Origin of the sequence: Actinomyces howellii, from assembly GCF_900637165.1 — a bacterium.
Taxonomy (GTDB): domain Bacteria; phylum Actinomycetota; class Actinomycetes; order Actinomycetales; family Actinomycetaceae; genus Actinomyces; species Actinomyces howellii.
On the sequence record NZ_LR134350.1, the window covers coordinates 770,588 to 787,085 of the forward strand.

Annotated in this window: 10 protein-coding genes and 3 rRNA genes; all 13 read right to left on the minus strand. The window is 69.5% G+C overall.

The window, feature by feature from the left end:
- Positions 1–18: 18 nt before the first annotated feature.
- The 13 genes from steA to EL245_RS03300 all read right to left on the minus strand — a co-directional run bounded on the left by steA (position 19) and on the right by EL245_RS03300 (position 16,497).
- Positions 19–1,245 carry a putative cytokinetic ring protein SteA gene (steA, locus tag EL245_RS03240; RefSeq protein WP_232009850.1) on the minus strand — a complete coding sequence of 409 codons (1,227 nt, stop codon included), beginning with the start codon at positions 1,243–1,245 and terminating at the stop codon, positions 19–21.
- A complete protein-coding gene (gene recN / locus EL245_RS03245) occupies positions 1,242–3,107 on the minus strand; it encodes a DNA repair protein RecN (RefSeq protein ID WP_126381844.1) in 1,866 nt (621 codons plus the stop codon). The genes steA and recN overlap by 4 nt, the downstream gene beginning before the upstream one ends.
- Entirely contained in the window at positions 3,104–3,982 is an 879-nt protein-coding gene (locus EL245_RS03250; RefSeq protein WP_126383955.1) for an NAD kinase, read from the minus strand. The genes recN and EL245_RS03250 overlap by 4 nt, the downstream gene beginning before the upstream one ends.
- 38 nt (positions 3,983–4,020) lie before the next feature.
- Positions 4,021–4,896 carry a TlyA family RNA methyltransferase gene (locus tag EL245_RS03255; protein ID WP_126381845.1) on the minus strand — a complete coding sequence of 292 codons (876 nt, stop codon included), beginning with the start codon at positions 4,894–4,896 and terminating at the stop codon, positions 4,021–4,023.
- A 165-nt stretch (positions 4,897–5,061) separates the two neighbouring features.
- Positions 5,062–5,259, minus strand: coding sequence for a hypothetical protein (locus tag EL245_RS03260; protein ID WP_126381846.1), 198 nt, complete (start codon positions 5,257–5,259; stop codon positions 5,062–5,064).
- Between the two features lie 14 nt (positions 5,260–5,273).
- On the minus strand, positions 5,274–6,359 hold the full coding sequence (locus tag EL245_RS03265; protein WP_126381847.1) for an HAD-IIA family hydrolase: 1,086 nt from the start codon (positions 6,357–6,359) through the stop codon (positions 5,274–5,276).
- 1 nt (position 6,360) lies between these two features.
- On the minus strand, positions 6,361–7,194 hold the full coding sequence (locus EL245_RS13975) for a tetratricopeptide repeat protein (protein WP_232009918.1): 834 nt from the start codon (positions 7,192–7,194) through the stop codon (positions 6,361–6,363).
- Between the two features lie 751 nt (positions 7,195–7,945).
- A 5S ribosomal RNA gene (rrf, locus tag EL245_RS03275) occupies positions 7,946–8,062 on the minus strand.
- A gap of 154 nt (positions 8,063–8,216) precedes the next feature.
- Positions 8,217–11,385 (minus strand): 23S ribosomal RNA (locus EL245_RS03280).
- A gap of 410 nt (positions 11,386–11,795) precedes the next feature.
- Positions 11,796–13,349 (minus strand): 16S ribosomal RNA (locus EL245_RS03285).
- The 16S, 23S and 5S rRNA genes sit together here, the layout of an rRNA operon.
- A 451-nt stretch (positions 13,350–13,800) precedes the next feature.
- Complete coding sequence (tyrS, locus tag EL245_RS03290; protein WP_126381848.1) at positions 13,801–15,063, minus strand: tyrosine--tRNA ligase; 1,263 nt, start codon at positions 15,061–15,063, stop codon at positions 13,801–13,803.
- A gap of 118 nt (positions 15,064–15,181) precedes the next feature.
- Positions 15,182–15,781, minus strand: a complete 600-nt coding sequence (locus tag EL245_RS03295; protein ID WP_126381849.1) for a class I SAM-dependent methyltransferase — start codon at positions 15,779–15,781, stop codon at positions 15,182–15,184.
- Entirely contained in the window at positions 15,781–16,497 is a 717-nt protein-coding gene (locus EL245_RS03300) for a DNA-3-methyladenine glycosylase (protein WP_126381850.1), read from the minus strand. The genes EL245_RS03295 and EL245_RS03300 overlap by 1 nt, the downstream gene beginning before the upstream one ends.
- Position 16,498 lies beyond the last annotated feature (1 nt).

The following is a 16,498-nucleotide window of genomic DNA, read 5'->3' on the forward strand; positions in this document are numbered from 1 at the left end:
GAGTGGTCCTGTCCTTGCTCAGACGGGGGGCGTTTTCGGGGCGATGCCCAGCAGCGAGCGGAAGAAGTTGACGATCTCGTCCCACATCGCGCCCGACAGCCCCAGGAGGGTCTGGCCGCCCGGGGTGGCTGCCAGGGCGACGAAGAGTGCGACGAGTCCGGCCAGCGCCAGGAGGGTGAGCTGCCAGCCCGAGATGCGGGTGCGGTACAGGCGTGAGACGCCCTTGGCGTCGATGAGCCGGCCTCCGACCTTGAGCCGGGTCAGGAAGGTCGAGGACATCCCGGCACGGCCCTTGTCGAGGAACTCCAGGAGCGTGGCGTGCGTGCCCAGGGCGACGATGAGCTCGGCGCCGGCCTCGTCGGCCATGAGCATGGCGATGTCCTCGCTCGTGCCCGTGGCCGCGAAGACGAGGTGCTCGACGCCGAGGTCCTCGACGCGCTTGAGGCCGGGGGCCCGCCCGTCCCGGTAGGCGTGGACGACCACCTCGGCCCCGCTGGTCAGGGCCTTGTCGGACACCGAGTCCATGTCGCCGACGATCATGTGGGGCTTGAAGCCCGCCTCGAGGACGGCGTCGGCGCCGCCGTCGACGCCGATGATGACCGGCTTGTACTCCCGGATGTAGGGCTTGAGGGCCTTGAGGTCCTCCTTGTAGGAGTACCCGCGCACGACGACCAGGACGTGCCGTCCGTTCATGTCGGTGCGCACGGCGGGCATGCCCACGGCGTTGAGCAGCAGGTCGCGCTCACCGCGCATGTACTCCATCGTGTTGGCGGCGAAGGCCTCAAGCTGGACGGCCAGTCCCTCCTTGGCGGCCTCCATGGCGGCGTCGATGGTGTCGCTGGTCTGGACCTGGCCCTGCGCGATGACACCGTCCTTGCCCGACAGGCGCACGGAACCGGCCCCTGGGGAGTCGGGCTCGAGGTCGACGGCGACGCGCTGCCCGTCGTGCAGGCGCATGATGTCCGGGCCCAGGTCGTCCACCAGGGGAACTCCGGCCTCGATGAGGATGCCCGGGCCGAGGTTGGGGTAGCGTCCGGACACCGAGGCGGCGGCGTTGAGCACGGCGGCCGGCCGGCACTCGACGAGCGCCTCGGCGGCGACCCGGTCGAGGTCGGTGTGGTCGATGACGGCGATCTCACCGGGCTGAAGCCGTTTGGTCAGCTTCTTGGTGCGCGCGTCGACCCGCACCACGCCGCCGGAACGGCCCGGTGCTGACGGCGTGGGCCTGCGTAACGGATTCCTCACGCGTGGGATTGTGCCATGCGGGCCTCCTCGAGAAGCTCAGCGGCGTGGCGCAGGGCCGCCTGAGAGTCCTCGTGGCCGGAGAGCATCCGGGCCAGCTCGCGCACGCGCGCGCGGCCGGCCACGGCCTCGACGCTCGTGCGCGTGAGAACCACCTCATTGTCGCCATCGTCGCCATCGTCGCCGTCGACGCCGATGGCGCCGTCGGGCGCGGGTCCGGCACCGAGGGAGGCCTCGGGGCCCGGTGCGCTCTCCTTGCGTACGACGAGCTGGGTGTCCGCCCAGGCGGCGACCTGGGCCAGGTGGGTGACGACGATGACCTGGTGGCTCCTGGCGAGCCGGGCGAGGCGGCGACCGACCTCCCGCGCCGCGCGCCCCCCGACGCCGGCGTCGATCTCGTCGAAGACGAGCGTGCGTCGACGGGAACCAGGACGGTCTGCGTCCTGGGTCGCCAGCTGCGGGTCGGGCTGGGCGGCCTCGGCGAGGACCACCTCGAGGGCGAGCATGATGCGGGACAGCTCGCCTCCTGAGGCCCCCTTGCCCAGGGGCAGGCTGGGAGCACCGGGATGGGCGGACAGCTCGAGGCGGATCGTCTCGGCGCCGGTGGGGCCCGGTTCCTCGAGTGCGTCGAGCACGACGAGGAGCCGCGCCCCGCGCATCTGGAGCCCCTCGAGCTCGGCGGTCACGGCGTGCTCGAGACGGCGCGCCAACCCGGTGCGGGCCTCGGTCAGCTCGGCCGCGAGCCCCTCGAGCTCGGCCTGAGCCGCCTCGAGCGCCTCGGTGAGGAGGGCCCCGGTGTCGACCGGCCCGTCGAGCTCGGCGAGCCGCTCGGCGGCCTTGCGCCCCCACTCCAGGAGGGCGTCGACGTCCTCGTGCTCGACCCCGGGGGCCCCGATGCCCCGGCAGGCGCGGGTCAGCTCGGCCCGACGCTCGTGCACCCAGGCCTGCCGCACGGGGTCGGCGTCCAGCGCGCTGAGGTAGGCGGCGAGCTCCCCGGCGACGTCGGCGACCACGATCCCCAGCCCGCGCACCCGCTCGGCGGCCTCGGCCAGCTGAGGGTCGAGGCGCGCGGCCGGCGCCAGGGCGCGGTCGGCGGAGGCCAGCAGGGCGGTGACCTCGGGTCCCGACCCCTGGCCGGTCTCCTCGTCCCCGGCCAGGAGGGCCAGCGCCGCGCAGACCGCGCGCCGCAGGTCCTCGGCGTGGTCGAGCCTGTCGGCCTCGGCCCTGAGCGCCTCGTCCTCTCCCGGGGCGGGATCGAGGGCCTCGAGCTCGGCCAGGGCGGTGCGCAGGGCCTCGACCTCCTGGGCCCTGGCCCGGGCCGATGCCCGCCAGGTGTCGAGCTCCTGGGCTGCCTGGCGGTGCGCGGCGTAGGCGCGGGCGTAGCGGCGGCACAGCTCGCGGTGCTCGGCGCCTCCCAGGCCGTCCAGGGCCGCGCGCTGGGCGGCCACCGAACGCAGTCGCATCTGGTCGGCCTGGCCGTGGACCGACACGAGTTGGGCGCCGACCTCGGTCAGGACGGAGGACGGGACCGCCCTGCCTCCCAGGTGGGCGCGCGAGCGTCCGTGCGCAGGCACGGTCCGGGTGGCCAGGAGCAGGTCGCCGTCGAGCTCGGCCCCGGCCTCCAGGGCCCGGGCCGCTGCCCGCGAGGACGGGTCGAGGGCGAAGGCCCCCTCGACGAGGGCGCGGGCGGCCCCTGTGCGCACCGTCGCGGCCTCGGCCCGCTGCCCGAGAAGCAGCCCCAGGGAGGTGAGGACCATGGTCTTGCCCGCGCCGGTCTCACCGGTCAGCGCCGTCAGGCCGGGGCTGACGACGAGGTCAGCGCGCTCGATGACGCCGAGGTCCTCGATGTGGAGGGACTCGATCATCGATCGTCGTCCTGGGGGTCGGCCTTCTCGGGTGACGCGGCCCGCCAGCCCTGGACGGGCAGGTCGAACTTCCGCACGAGCCGGCTGGAGAAGGGAGCGGTGTTGAGGCGCGCCAGGCGTACGGGACGCTCGGCCCGGGTGACGCGGATACGCGAGCCGGTCGGCGCCTGGAGGCAGCGTCGGCCGTCGCACCACACCTCGGCGCCACCGAAGCCGGAGTTCTGGATGACGACCTCGAGGCAGGAGTCGGGGCCGAGGACCAGCGGCCGAGTGAACAGCGCGTGGGCCGCCAGGGGCACGAGGAGGAGGGCCTCGACCTCGGGCCAGACGACCGGGCCTCCGGCGGAGAAGGCGTAGGCCGTCGACCCGGTGGGAGTGGACATGATGAGCCCGTCGCAGCCGAAGGAGGACACGGCCTGCCCGTCGACCCCCACCGCCACCTCGAGCATGCGGGCGCGGTCGCGCTTCTCCAGGGCGCCCTCGTTGAGGGCCCAGCCCCGCGAGACGGTGCCGTCGGGGGCGCGCACCTCGACGGTGATCGTCATGCGGGTCTCGACGGTGTAGGCGCCCGAGACGAGCTCGGCGACGACCCGCTCGACGGCGTCGGGGTCCGCCTCGGCCAGGAAGCCGACGTGGCCGGTGTTGACCCCGAGGAGGGGCACGTCCCGCTCACGGGCGACCTCGCTGGCGCGCAGGATGGTTCCGTCTCCTCCCAGGACGAGGACGAGGTCGACGTCGGCGTCGTCCTGGGGCCCGACGGGCTCGACCCCGTGGGCACGCAGGGCCGCCTCGGCCCGGGCCACCGCCGTGGCGGTGGGCGCGGCCTTGCGGTGCGGGGGGACCGGTTTGTCGTTGAGGTCGCGCTGGAGCACCATGACCCGGCGGGGTCTGCGGTCCTGTGGGGTCGTGAGGCTCATCGGCTCCTCCTCGTGGTGGTGTCCTGCGCGCCCGGCCCTCCCGCCGGCCCGTGGGCGACGGCGCGACGCACCTCCTGGGTGAGGGCGGGACCTGTGAGGTCCTGCGGGCTCCCAGCGGTCCGGGCGTGCAGGGACACGAAGTACTCGACGTTGCCCGCCGGCCCCGGCAAGGGGGAGGCCTCGACGGCGTCGACCCCCAGGCCGAGCACGTGGGCCCGGTCGAGGACGGACAGGACGGTCTCGACGTGCAGCTCGCTGTCACGCACCACTCCCCCGTGTCCGAGCCTGTCCTTGCCGACCTCGAACTGGGGCTTGACCATGAGGAGCAGGTCGGCGTCCGGTGCGGCCGAGCGGACGAGAGGCTCGAGGACGAGGGTCAGGGAGATGAAGGACAGGTCCCCCACGACGAGCTGGGGCGGCGGGGCGACGGCGGCCGGGTCGAGGGTGCGCACGTTGGTGCGGTCCATGGCGGTGACGCGGGAGTCGGAGCGCAGGGACCAGGCGAGCTGGCCGTAGCCGACGTCGACGGCGACGACGTGCTCGGCGCCTCTGCGCAGGAGGACGTCGGTGAAGCCCCCGGTCGATGCTCCGGCGTCCAGGCACCTGCGGCCGGCGACCCGGGGGGCCAAGCCCCTGGCCTCGAGGGCGTCGAGAGCACCGGCGAGCTTGTGGGCCCCCCGGGAGACGTAGTCGTCGCCGCCCGGGACGATGAGCTCGATGGCCTGGGCGGGGTCGACCTGGCGCGCCGGCTTGTCCACGACGGCCCCGTCGAGCGTGACGTGCCCGTCGGTGACGAGCTGGGCCGCGTGGGCGCGCGAGCGCGCGAGTCCCCGTCGGACCAGCTCGGAGTCGATGCGGATGAGTCGTGCCATGCGGTTCGCGCCTGATGGGTCGTCGGTTCCTGGTTGTCGGTCAAGTCGGTGGTCGGGGTGCGCTCTCGGGAAGGGCCCCGGCGTCGGGTGCCGGTGACGGCCTGGGAGCTCGACCGGGCGGAGGACGCCCGGCTGGCTGCCCTGGGACTCCGGTCGACGCCGGCCTCAGTCCTGTGCCTCCCGGAGGACCGCGGCCAGGCTGGCGTGGACGGCTGTGAGCTCCTCGGCGCGCTGCCCCAGGGGCAGGGCCTCGGCGGCCTCCAGATGCAGCCCGTGGTCGGGCAGGTCCCGGGGGGACGGCGGGAGGTCCTTCGGACGCACCGGCCCCGGGCGGGGCGGGTCCTGCGCCGTGCTCTGCGTCATCCGGGCACCGTCCTTCAGTCCTGGACCCGCAGACCTGGGACGCTCAGCCCCGATGCGTCGCCGTCGTGCTCGTCAAGGTGCTCCCACACCGCGCAGGCCACGGCACGGTAGTCGTCGAGGCCGACCTCGACGACGTCCTGAGGGCCTCCGAGCAGCGGGCCGCGGCCCTCGAGCTCGGCGGCGCCCTCGCGCACCCTGGCCCGGGCCTGGCCCACCTGCCACCACGTCGTGCCGTCGCTGGTCGTGCGCACCGGCTCGGGATGGGGCTGGCCCAGGCCCCGCAGGTCGGTGTGGAGGAAGGTGGGCCTCTGTCCGGCAGCGGCGAGGACGACGTCCCTGGCGGTCGAGACCCCGGTCAGGACGTGGAGGGAGGCGATGCCCGCGGCGCGGGCGCCGACGTGGTCGGTGTCGAGGCGGTCACCCACGGCCAGGGGGGTCGTGCCTCCGCTGCGCGCCAGCGCCCTGCGGTAGATCCCGGGGAAGGGCTTGCCCCCGGCGATGGGCTCGTGACCCGAGGCGTTGACGATCGCCGCCACGAGGCTGCCGTTACCCAGCGCGAAGCCTCTCTCGGTGGGCAGGGTCGCGTCGAGGTTGGTGGCCACGTGCAGGGCCCCGGCGCTGATCGCGTAGAAGCCCTCGCTGAGCAGCGCCCAGTCCACGCCGGGGTCATAGCCCTGGACGACGGCGGCCGGACGGTCCTCGGCGGAGGTCACGAGGGTGAAGCCCTCGTCGGTCAGGGCCTCGCGAAGGCCCTGACCTCCGACGACGAGGACGGCGGCGCCTTCCTCGAGGTGCTCGCGCAGCAGGGCGGCGCCGTCCATCGCGGCGGAGAAGACCTCCTCGGGACGGGCCTCGATGTCGTTGCGGGCCAGCGTGGCGACCACCGCCGCCGGGGCCCGGGAGGCGTTGTTCGTGACGAAGGACAGTCGCATCCCCCGGGCGCGGGCCGCGTTGACGGCGTCGGCCGCATGGGGGATCCGGGCGTCCCCGGCGAAGCACACGCCGTCCAGGTCGAGCAGCGCGACGTCGTAGGCGCTGTCGAGCGGAGCAGCGGATCCCAGCAGCCGGGCAGGGGCCCCGGCCTGCGGTGCGGCGGTCATCTCAGTCCTCCTCGTCGGCGGCCGGGGCGTCCTCTCCCAGGATCTCGGCCATCTCAGCCTCGACCCTCTCGGCGAAGGAGCCCGACCACGCAGCGTCGTCGGCAACAGCCCGCCCAGCGACCTGAGCCCCGTGCTCGGTGGCGCCCTCGCCGTCCTGACCGGCCGCCACCTGCTCGTCGGCTGCAGGCCCGTCAGCGGCATCAGCGGCATCAGCGGCATCGGCGGCATCGGCGGCATCGGCGGCATCGGCGGCATCGGCGGCATCGTCGGCGTCGATGTCGTCCTCGAAGGACTCCTCAGAGACGTCGTAGACCTCGACCGCGTCATCGTGCGGCTGGGGCCCGAGGCCGATGCGTCGGCGCACCGCCTCGGCCTCCTCGAGGCGCCCCAGCTCCTCGAGCCTGTCGGCCCGCACCGAGTGCAGGCGCCGCAGCGTCTCACGATCGCCGCGGAACATCATGATCGCCTCCTCGATGACCATGAGGCCCAGCTCGGGGTGTCCCATCTCCTGCCTGATCCCCGAGACGACCATCGCGATCTCGGCCTCCTCGACGTCGTCGAGCTGGGCGGGGTCAGCGCCCTTGGCGGCCTTCAGTGCCTGGTCGTAGCGTCCCAGCGCCCGCTCGCAGTCCGCCTCGATGGCGCGGTGCAGGTCGAGGCCCGACAGGCGGCGGGCGGCCCGAATGTCCCGCAGGGCCTCCTGGTAGTGCCCCGCGAGGTAGGCGGCGATGCCTGCCGACTCCCTGACGACCGCGACGCGACCGGCGTGGGAGGCGGCGTAGCGGGCGTGCCTGAGAGCCGTCTCGGGGTCGGTGTCGACAAGACGCTGGACCATGACAAGGTGTCGTGCGACGTTCTCGGCGTTCGCCCGGCCCAAGGCACGCAGCTCGCGCCGAGCGGGGGCCTCGAGGTGCTCGGCGAGGACGTCCGCGGGGACGGGCGGCTCCGGCACGCGCGCCCGCTGCGGCGGCCGGGAGCCCCGTGCCCCGCCAGCCGCCGGCCCCCGTCGCTCGGGCCGGCCGCCGCGCTCGCCGCGCCGATCCTCCCAGCCGTCCCGCGAGCCACGAGCGCCACGAGCGCCACGGGAGCTTTGGTAGTCGCCGTCCTGGCGCCGGGTGTCCCGGCCGCCGCGCTCGCCGCGCCGGTCCTCCCAGCCGTCCCGCGAGCCACGAGCGCCACGGAAGTCTTGGTAGTCGCCGTCCTGGCGCCGGGTGTCCCGGCCGCCGCGCTCGCCGCGCCGGTCCTCCCAGCCGTCCCGCGAGCCACGAGCGCCACGAGCGCCACGGAAGTCTTGGTAGTCGCCGTCCTGGCGCCGCCGCTCGCCGTCCCGCGCGGGCCCGCGCCGCTGGCGCTGCGCGTCCTGGGCGCCGATCCCGTGGCGGTCATGGCGCCGTGCGCCACCGGACCCGCCCGAGTGCCGGGAGCTGTCGCGCCTGTCGTGGGGCATGGTCCTTCTTTCCTGAAGCTGTCCTGAGGGTTCCTGGCATCGTGCGCCGTGGGGTGGTCCGAGCCTACACGGCCGGCGGTGTGGGTGTGGGTCAGGCCCGGGCCGACGTGGTGTCGGTCCGGGCCTGACTGTGGTGTGTGCTCGGCGGTGTCCTGCTCTCCCACACCCTGGCGGGTGCAGTACCATCGGCGCTGGGAGTCTTAGCTTCCGGGTTCGGTATGGGGCCGGGCGTGTCCCTCCCGCTGTGACCACCGAGACGTTCTTTATGGGCTACCACCTGGTGTGGGTGGTGTGTTGTGTGGTGCTGCCCCGGGCCTACCGTGTGGTGGTGGGGTGTGTGCCCGCGTGGGGGGGGTTGGTCGTGGACCGTATAGTGGACGCGCGTGTGCTTCGTGGTTTGCTTTTTGGGGTGTTGTTTGTGTTGGCCTATTAGTACCGGTCGGCTTGCACGGGTTGCCCCGCTTCCACGTCCGGCCTATCTACCCAGTGGTCTGCTGGGGGCCTTCCACCACCCGGGGGTGGTGCGGAGACCTTATCTTGAAGATGGTTTCCCGCTTAGATGCTTTCAGCGGTTACCCGTTCCGAACGTAGCCAACCAGCCGTGCCCCTGGCGGGACAACTGGCACACCAGAGGTTCGTCCGTCCCGGTCCTCTCGTACTAGGGACAGGCCTTCTCAAGTCTCCTGCGCGCGCAGAGGATAGGGACCGAACTGTCTCACGACGTTCTAAACCCAGCTCGCGTACCGCTTTAATGGGCGAACAGCCCAACCCTTGGGACCTGCTCCAGCCCCAGGATGCGACGAGCCGACATCGAGGTGCCAAACCATGCCGTCGATATGGACTCTTGGGCAGGATCAGCCTGTTATCCCCGGGGTACCTTTTGTCCGTTGAGCGACGACCCACCCACTCGGGATCGCCGGATCACTAGTTCCTACTTTCGTACCTGCTCGACCCGTCGGTCTCGCAGTCAAGCTCCCTTGTGCACTTGCACTCAACACCTGGTTGCCGACCAGGCTGAGGGAACCTTTGAGCGCCTCCGTTACTCTTTAGGAGGCAACCGCCCCAGTTAAACTACCCACCAGGCACTGTCCCTGACCCGGATCACGGGCCGAGGTTCAGGCGCACGCCATGGCCAGAGTGGTATTTCAACGACGACTCCACCGTCACTGGCGTGACGGCTTCACGGTCTCCCACCTATCCTGCACAAGCCATAGCGGACGCCAATACCAAGCTATAGTAAAGGTCCCGGGGTCTTTCCGTCCTTCTGCGCGTAACGAGCATCTTTACTCGTAGTGCAATTTCGCCGAGCTCATGGTCGAGACAGCGGAGAAGTCGTTACGCCATTCGTGCAGGTCGGAACTTACCCGACAAGGAATTTCGCTACCTTAGGATGGTTATAGTTACCACCGCCGTTTACTGGGGCTTAAATTCACCGCTGCACCCCACGAGCGTGGGGATGACGGCTCCTCTTAACCTTCCAGCACCGGGCAGGCGTCAGTCCGTATACATCGCCTTGCGGCTTCGCACGGACCTGTGTTTTTAGTAAACAGTCGCTTCTCCCTGGTCTCTGCGGCCCTCACCCCTAGCCCGCGACGGGGCTTCAGGGCTCGGGCCCCCCTTCTCCCGAAGTTACGGGGGCATTTTGCCGAGTTCCTTAACCATGATTATCTCGTGCGCCTAGGCATACTCTGCCCGACCACCTGTGTCGGTTTAGGGTACGGGCGGCTCGTACCATCGCGTCGAGGCTTTTCTCGGCACCCCAGGATCACCCTGCTTCCCCCACCAGCGGTGGGGTCACCATCACGCCTCACCTCTGCCCCCACAGGGGGGCTGCCTCCCGGATTTGCCTGGGAGACGGGCTGCGCGCTTGAACGGGCCAAGCCATCAGGCCCGCGAGGCTACCACTGTGCGTCACCCCTGTTAACACGCTTGCCTACCTGCACGGAGGGTCCCCAGACCACCAGCCGCAGGACCCCACAGCACCCGAAGGCACCACAGGGCCCGCACGCGACCAGCGGCGTGGGTCAGCACCCGCGCGTCAGCATGGGCGGTACTACGCCGGTACGGGAATATCAACCCGTCGTCCATCGACTACGCCTGTCGGCCTCGCCTTAGGTCCCGACTCACCCAGGGCGGACTAGCCTGGCCCTGGAACCCTTGGTCATTCGGCGCTAGAGTTTCTCACCCTAGTATCGCTACTCATGCCTGCATTCTCACTCCCGCACCGTCCACCCCTGGATCACTCCGAGGCTTCACCCGGTGCAGGACGCTCCCCTACCACCCACAGCCCCTGACACCACCACCAACAGGCGGCGGCGTAAGGTCCACGCTGCAGGTCCGCGGCTTCGGCGGTGTGCTTGAGCCCCGCTACATTGTCGGCGCACGACCACTTGACCAGTGAGCTATTACGCACTCTTTCAAGGATGGCTGCTTCTAAGCCAACCTCCTGGTTGTCTGCGCGACCGCACATCCTTTCCCACTTAGCACACGCTTAGGGGCCTTAGCCGGCGATCTGGGCTGTTTCCCTCTCGACCACGGAGCTTATCCCCCGCGGTCTCACTGCCGCGCTCGACCGGACGGCATTCGGAGTTTGGCTGACCTCAGTAACCCTGTGGGGCCCATCAGCCACCCAGTAGCTCTACCTCCGCCCGGGACCACGCGACGCTGCACCTAAATGCATTTCGGGGAGAACCAGCTATCACGGAGTTTGATTGGCCTTTCACCCCTACCCACAGCTCATCCCCCCAGTTTTCAACCTAGGTGGGTTCGGTCCTCCACACGCTCTTACACGTGCTTCAACCTGGCCATGGGTAGATCACCCCGCTTCGGGTCCAGGACGTGCCACTGTGGCGCCCTTTCGGACTCGCTCTCGCTACGGCTCCCCCACACCGGGTTAACCTCGCGACACGCCACTGACTCGCAGGCTCATTCTTCAAAAGGCACGCCATCACCCGCACAGGCGGGCTCTGACGGCTTGCAAGCGCCCGGTTTCAGGTACTCTTTCACTCCCCTCCCGGGGTACTTTTCACCATTCCCTCACGGTACTCATCCGCTATCGGTCATCAGGAGGTATTCAGGCAGCCGAGTGGTCTCGGCAGATTCACACAGGATTCCACGGGCCCCGTGCTACTCGGGAACGCCCCCACGCAGTCCAGCAGGTTTCACCTACGGGGCTCTCACCCACTACGGCCCCCCGTCCCAAGGGGTTCGGCTACCCACCAGATTGATCACTACGCACCCAGCCGGCAGACCAGGAACAGGAACGCCCCACAACACCGCCGCCGCAACCCCTGCCGGGTATCACACGACAACGGTTTAACCATCATCCGCTTTCGCTCGCCACTACTCACGGAATATCTTCTCCTGCGGGTACTGAGATGTTTCACTTCCCCGCGTCACCCCCCGCACCCTATGAATTCAGGTACGAGTGACGCCCCATGACGGGCGCCGGGTCCCCCCATTCGGAAACCCTCGGATCACAGCCCGTCAGCCGGCTCCCCGAGGAATATCGCAGGCCACCACGTCCTTCATCGGCCCCTGATGCCAAGGCATCCACCGAACGCTCATAGAAACAAACAACACAACAAACCAACAAAACAATCACGGTCCGCCACGACCACACGGCCGCGGCAAGACCAAAGAAAGATGCTCGCGTCCACTATACAGTTCACAACCAACCCACCCACACCACCAGCACCCACCCCCCACAGGGACAGGGCCAGCAGCCAGGCACCAGGGCGCACCGCCCCAGAACCCCGACAGCGTGCCACCCCGACCAGCCCACGCACCCACCACCCCACCACACAGGCAGGACAAGCAGACACACGAACCAGTCAGGCACCAACCCCCCACACCCCCACACACCAGGCGGGGGCAGCAGGAGGGTCAGCGGTTCCTCATGCCACGATATCCGGGCCACCAGCCCACCAGGCGCCCACGCACCACGCGCAGGCCACACACCCAGCAGGCCACCAGCCACAGCTCCTTAGAAAGGAGGTGATCCAGCCGCACCTTCCGGTACGGCTACCTTGTTACGACTTCGTCCCAATCACCAGCCCCACCTTCGACCGCTCCCCGTAGGGCCACGGGCTTCGGGTGTTGCCGACTTTCATGACGTGACGGGCGGTGTGTACAAGGCCCGAGAACGTATTCACCGCAGCGTTGCTGATCTGCGATTACTAGCGACTCCGACTTCACGGTGTCGAGTTGCAGACACCGATCCGAACTGAGACCGGCTTTAAGGGATTCGCTCCGCCTCACGACATCGCAACCCTCTGTACCGGCCATTGTAGCATGCGTGAAGCCCAAGACATAAGGGGCATGATGATTTGACGTCATCCCCACCTTCCTCCGAGTTGACCCCGGCAGTCTCCCGCGAGTCCCCACCACGACGTGCTGGCAACACGGGACAAGGGTTGCGCTCGTTGCGGGACTTAACCCAACATCTCACGACACGAGCTGACGACAACCATGCACCACCTGTGAACCGGCCCCACAAGGAGGAACCCACGTCTCCGCGGGCGACCGGAACATGTCAAGCCTTGGTAAGGTTCTTCGCGTTGCATCGAATTAATCCGCATGCTCCGCCGCTTGTGCGGGCCCCCGTCAATTCCTTTGAGTTTTAGCCTTGCGGCCGTACTCCCCAGGCGGGGCACTTAATGCGTTAGCTACGGCGCGGAGACCCCGGAAAGAGCCCCCACACCTAGTGCCCAACGTTTACGGCGTGGACTACCAGGGTATCTAATCCTGTTCGCTCCCCACGCTTTCGCTCCTCAGCGTCAGTAACGGCCCAGAGACCCGCCTTCGCCACCGGTGTTCTTCCTGATATCTGCGCATTCCACCGCTACACCAGGAGTTCCAGTCTCCCCTACCGCACTCAAGCCGGCCCGTACCCACCGCACGCCCCCAGTTAAGCCAGAGGATTTCACGGCAGACGCGACCAGCCGCCTACGAGCTCTTTACGCCCAATAATTCCGGACAACGCTCGCGCCCTACGTATTACCGCGGCTGCTGGCACGTAGTTAGCCGGCGCTTCTTATCCAGCTACCGTCAACACCCCCACAACGAGGAGCGCCTTCTTCACTGGCGAAAGAGGTTCACAACCCGAAGGCCTCCATCCCTCACGCGGCGTCGCTGCATCAGGCTTCCGCCCATTGTGCAATATTCCCCACTGCTGCCTCCCGTAGGAGTCTGGGCCGTGTCTCAGTCCCAGTGTGGCCGTCCACCCTCTCAGGCCGGCTACCCGTCACCGCCTTGGTAGGCCATCACCCCACCAACAAGCTGATAGGCCGCGAGCCCATCCCCCACCAAAAACACCCTAACAGTGCATCTTTCCCAACCCCACCATGCAGCAGGACCAGAACACCCCGTATTAGCCACCCTTTCAAGCGGTTATCCAGGAGTGAGGGGCAGGTTACTCACGTGTTACTCACCCGTTCGCCACTAACCACACCCACCACAAGGGCAGGCGCAGCCCGTTCGACTTGCATGTGTTAAGCACGCCGCCAGCGTTCGTCCTGAGCCAGGATCAAACTCTCCAAACAAAACAAAACAGTCCAGAGAACAAAAACCTGAACCCAAACAAAAACATCCCCCCAGAACCCAACCCCCACACAACCGCGCAGGAACCAGACCCCAGAAGAACAAAACATGACATAAAAAACATGACACACTATCGAGTTCTCAAACAACACACCCACCGGTTCTCAGCGAGTACGCCATCGCGTACCACCTCGCTCCGGAAGCGCCCGATCAACTTTAGTGAACCGTCATCGTCGGGTCAAATCCAGGACCAGTGATCCCGGTCTCCCACGTGGTTCGCTCTTCAGTTGCTCGGCTCCCGGCGACACGTGTTCTTGAACAGATCATCGGCCGCCGGGCCGCGGAGTACATTACGCAGCGGCATACCCCGGGTCAAACGGGGGCGCGGTGACAGTGACCACATGGCCCACATGCTGCGAGGTGGCTTCGCTCCGGTGCTCGCAGCGCGTTCCCTCAGGCACTGCGGGCCACGGCGAGGTTGCGTCGGCCGCGGCGGATGAGCACGATCCCCCCGGCCAGCAGGTCCTCCTGGCCCACGGGTGCGTCCTCGTCGGTGACCTTGACGTTGTTGAGGTAGGCCCCGCCTGCGGCCACCGTCTTGCGGGCGGCGTTGCGGCCCTTCTCCAGGCCGGTGCCCACAAGGAGGTCGACGATGGTCGACCCTCCCACGCTCAGCTCGGTGGCCGGAAGCGCCTCCGTGGCTGCGGCCAGGGTCGGGGCGTCGAGCGCCCGAAGGTCTCCGGTGCCCCACAGGGCCGCGGTGGCCGCCTCGGCCTGCGCGGTGGCCTGGGAGCCGTGGACCCATGTCGTCACCTCGTGGGCCAGGACCCGCTGGGCCTGCCGAGCGCGCGGGTCGGCCTGGGTGGCGGCCTCGAGCCGCTCGATCTCCTCGCGGTCCAGGAAGGTGAAGACCTTGAGGAAGCGCACGACGTCGGCGTCGTCGGCCTGGAGCCAGAACTGGTAGAAGGCGTAGGGGCTGAGCATCTCGGGGTTGAGCCACACCGCCCCGCCCTCGGTCTTGCCGAACTTCGTGCCGTCCGCCTTCGTGATGAGCGGGTTGGTCATGACGTGCACGGAGGCCCCCTCGACCTTGCGGATGAGGTCCATCCCTCCCACGAGGTTGCCCCACTGGTCGTTGCCGCCGACCTCGAGGGTGCATCCGTGTCGGCGGAAGAGCTCGAGGTAGTCGTTGGCCTGGAGGATCTGGTAGCTGAACTCGGTGAAGGAGATGCCCTCCTCGCTGGCCAGGCGCCTGGCGATGATGTCCTTGGAGAGCATCGTCCCCATGCGGAAGTGCTTGCCGACGTCGCGCAGCAGGTCGATGGCGCTCAGCTCGGCGGTCCAGTCGAGGTTGTTGACGATCCGGGCGGGGTTGTCGCCGGTGAAGTCGAGCAGTCCCTCGAGCTGGGCCTGGAGTCCGGCGGACCACTGGGCCACGACCTCCCTGGTGTTGAGGGAGCGCTCCCCCTTGGCCCGGGGGTCGCCGATGAGGCCGGTGGCACCGCCGACCAGGGCCAGCGGCCGGTGCCCGGCGAGCTGGAGGTGGCGCATGACCTTGACCGCCACGAGGTGGCCGTGGTGGAGGCTCGGGGCCGTCGGGTCGAAACCGCAGTAGAAGGTGAGCGCGCCGCCGGTGAGCGTCGCACGCAGCGCGTCGATGTCGGTGTGCTGGGCCACCAGGCCCCGCCACTGCAGCTCATCCAGGATGTCGGTCACTGTCGTGCTTGCCTTTCGTGCGTCTCCCCGGCGCCCCGTGGCCACCGGTCCGGGACGGCGCGCCCCGCAGGCAGCCAGTGTGCCACGACGGCGCCGCGGTCCCGGCCCGCCACCTGCCTCAGCGGTCCCAGACGAGGGTGTAGCGGTAGTAGAGGCGGCGCCGAACCCGGGAGCCCGGGAGCAGTCGCGCCGCCGCCCGCCGGATCTCGGCCAGGGACTCGCTGGGCTCGGCGAGAGGGACACCGATATCAGGCGTCTCGTGGTGCCAGATGCCCGCGGCGCGGATCGGCAGCACGGCGAGCCCCGAGACGATCCAGTCCCAGGCGCTCTTGTTCGCGGCGAGCCCGACGACGATCAGTCGCCCGCCTGGCGCCACGAGCCCGGCCAGGTGCCCCAGGCCCGACTCGAGCGGCAGGTGGTGGAGGACGGCCACGCAGCTCACGGTCTGGAATACCCCCAATCCCCGCGTGGAGGCCGGGTCCAGGATATCGGCGCCCAGCACCGTCGTCCCCGCGGTCCCGTCGAGTCGGGCCCGCGCGCGCTCCACCGTCACCGGGTCGAGGTCGATGCCCACCACCTCCTCACACACCTCCGCGAGGCGCTCAAGGAGCAGGCCCTCTCCGCAGCCGACGTCGATGGCCCGGCCGCCCCGGGTGGCGGCGTCGGCGACGAGCTCGTCATGGAAGGCGACGTTGTGGTTCCAGTACCTCTCAGGCATCAGGGCCCTGCTGTCGCGTCCGGCCCGCGCCGGCGACGCCTGGGTGCGGCCGGCTTGTAGGGAGAGACGGTAGGATCGCCGTCGATCCAGAAGCGCCAGGGGTAGTCCTCGGTGCCGCCGGGGCCGGCGACTCCCGTGCGAGGCCCGGTACGGATCGTGCCTGGAGCCGGGGCCCGCCCCGGCGCTGGCAGGACGAGGGCGACGCGGGTGCCGGGCGCCCCCAGCGCGGCGCCGTCATCGAGGCGGGTCAGTCCCAGGGTGGCGCACAGGCGTGCGGGCCCCCGAGCCAGGTCGCGGTCCGCACGAGCGCGTGGCCGGCGGGAGCGCGCCAGGTCCAGGCCCTCGATCACCTCGCCGCCGCGCAGCAGCACGGCCCGGGACAGCCCCTCGGGCCCGGTGACGACATTGAGGCAGTGGTGCATGCCGTAGGTGAGGTAGACGTAGATGACGCCGCCCGCGCGGAACATCGAGGCGTTACGGGCGGTGGGACCCCGGTAGGCGTGGGAGCCGGGGTCCTCCCGCCCCCGGTAGGCCTCCACCTCGGTGATCCGCACGCAGACGGTTCCCTCGGCGTCGGTCGCGCACACGACCGCTCCGAGGAGTAGCGGCGCCGCCTCCAGGGAGTCCAGTGCCAGGACCCGCTGAACGTCCCCGGGCAGGCCCTCCCCCAGCCCGCAGGCCTCGGGTGCGCAGGACCCGGCTGGCACGACGGGCATG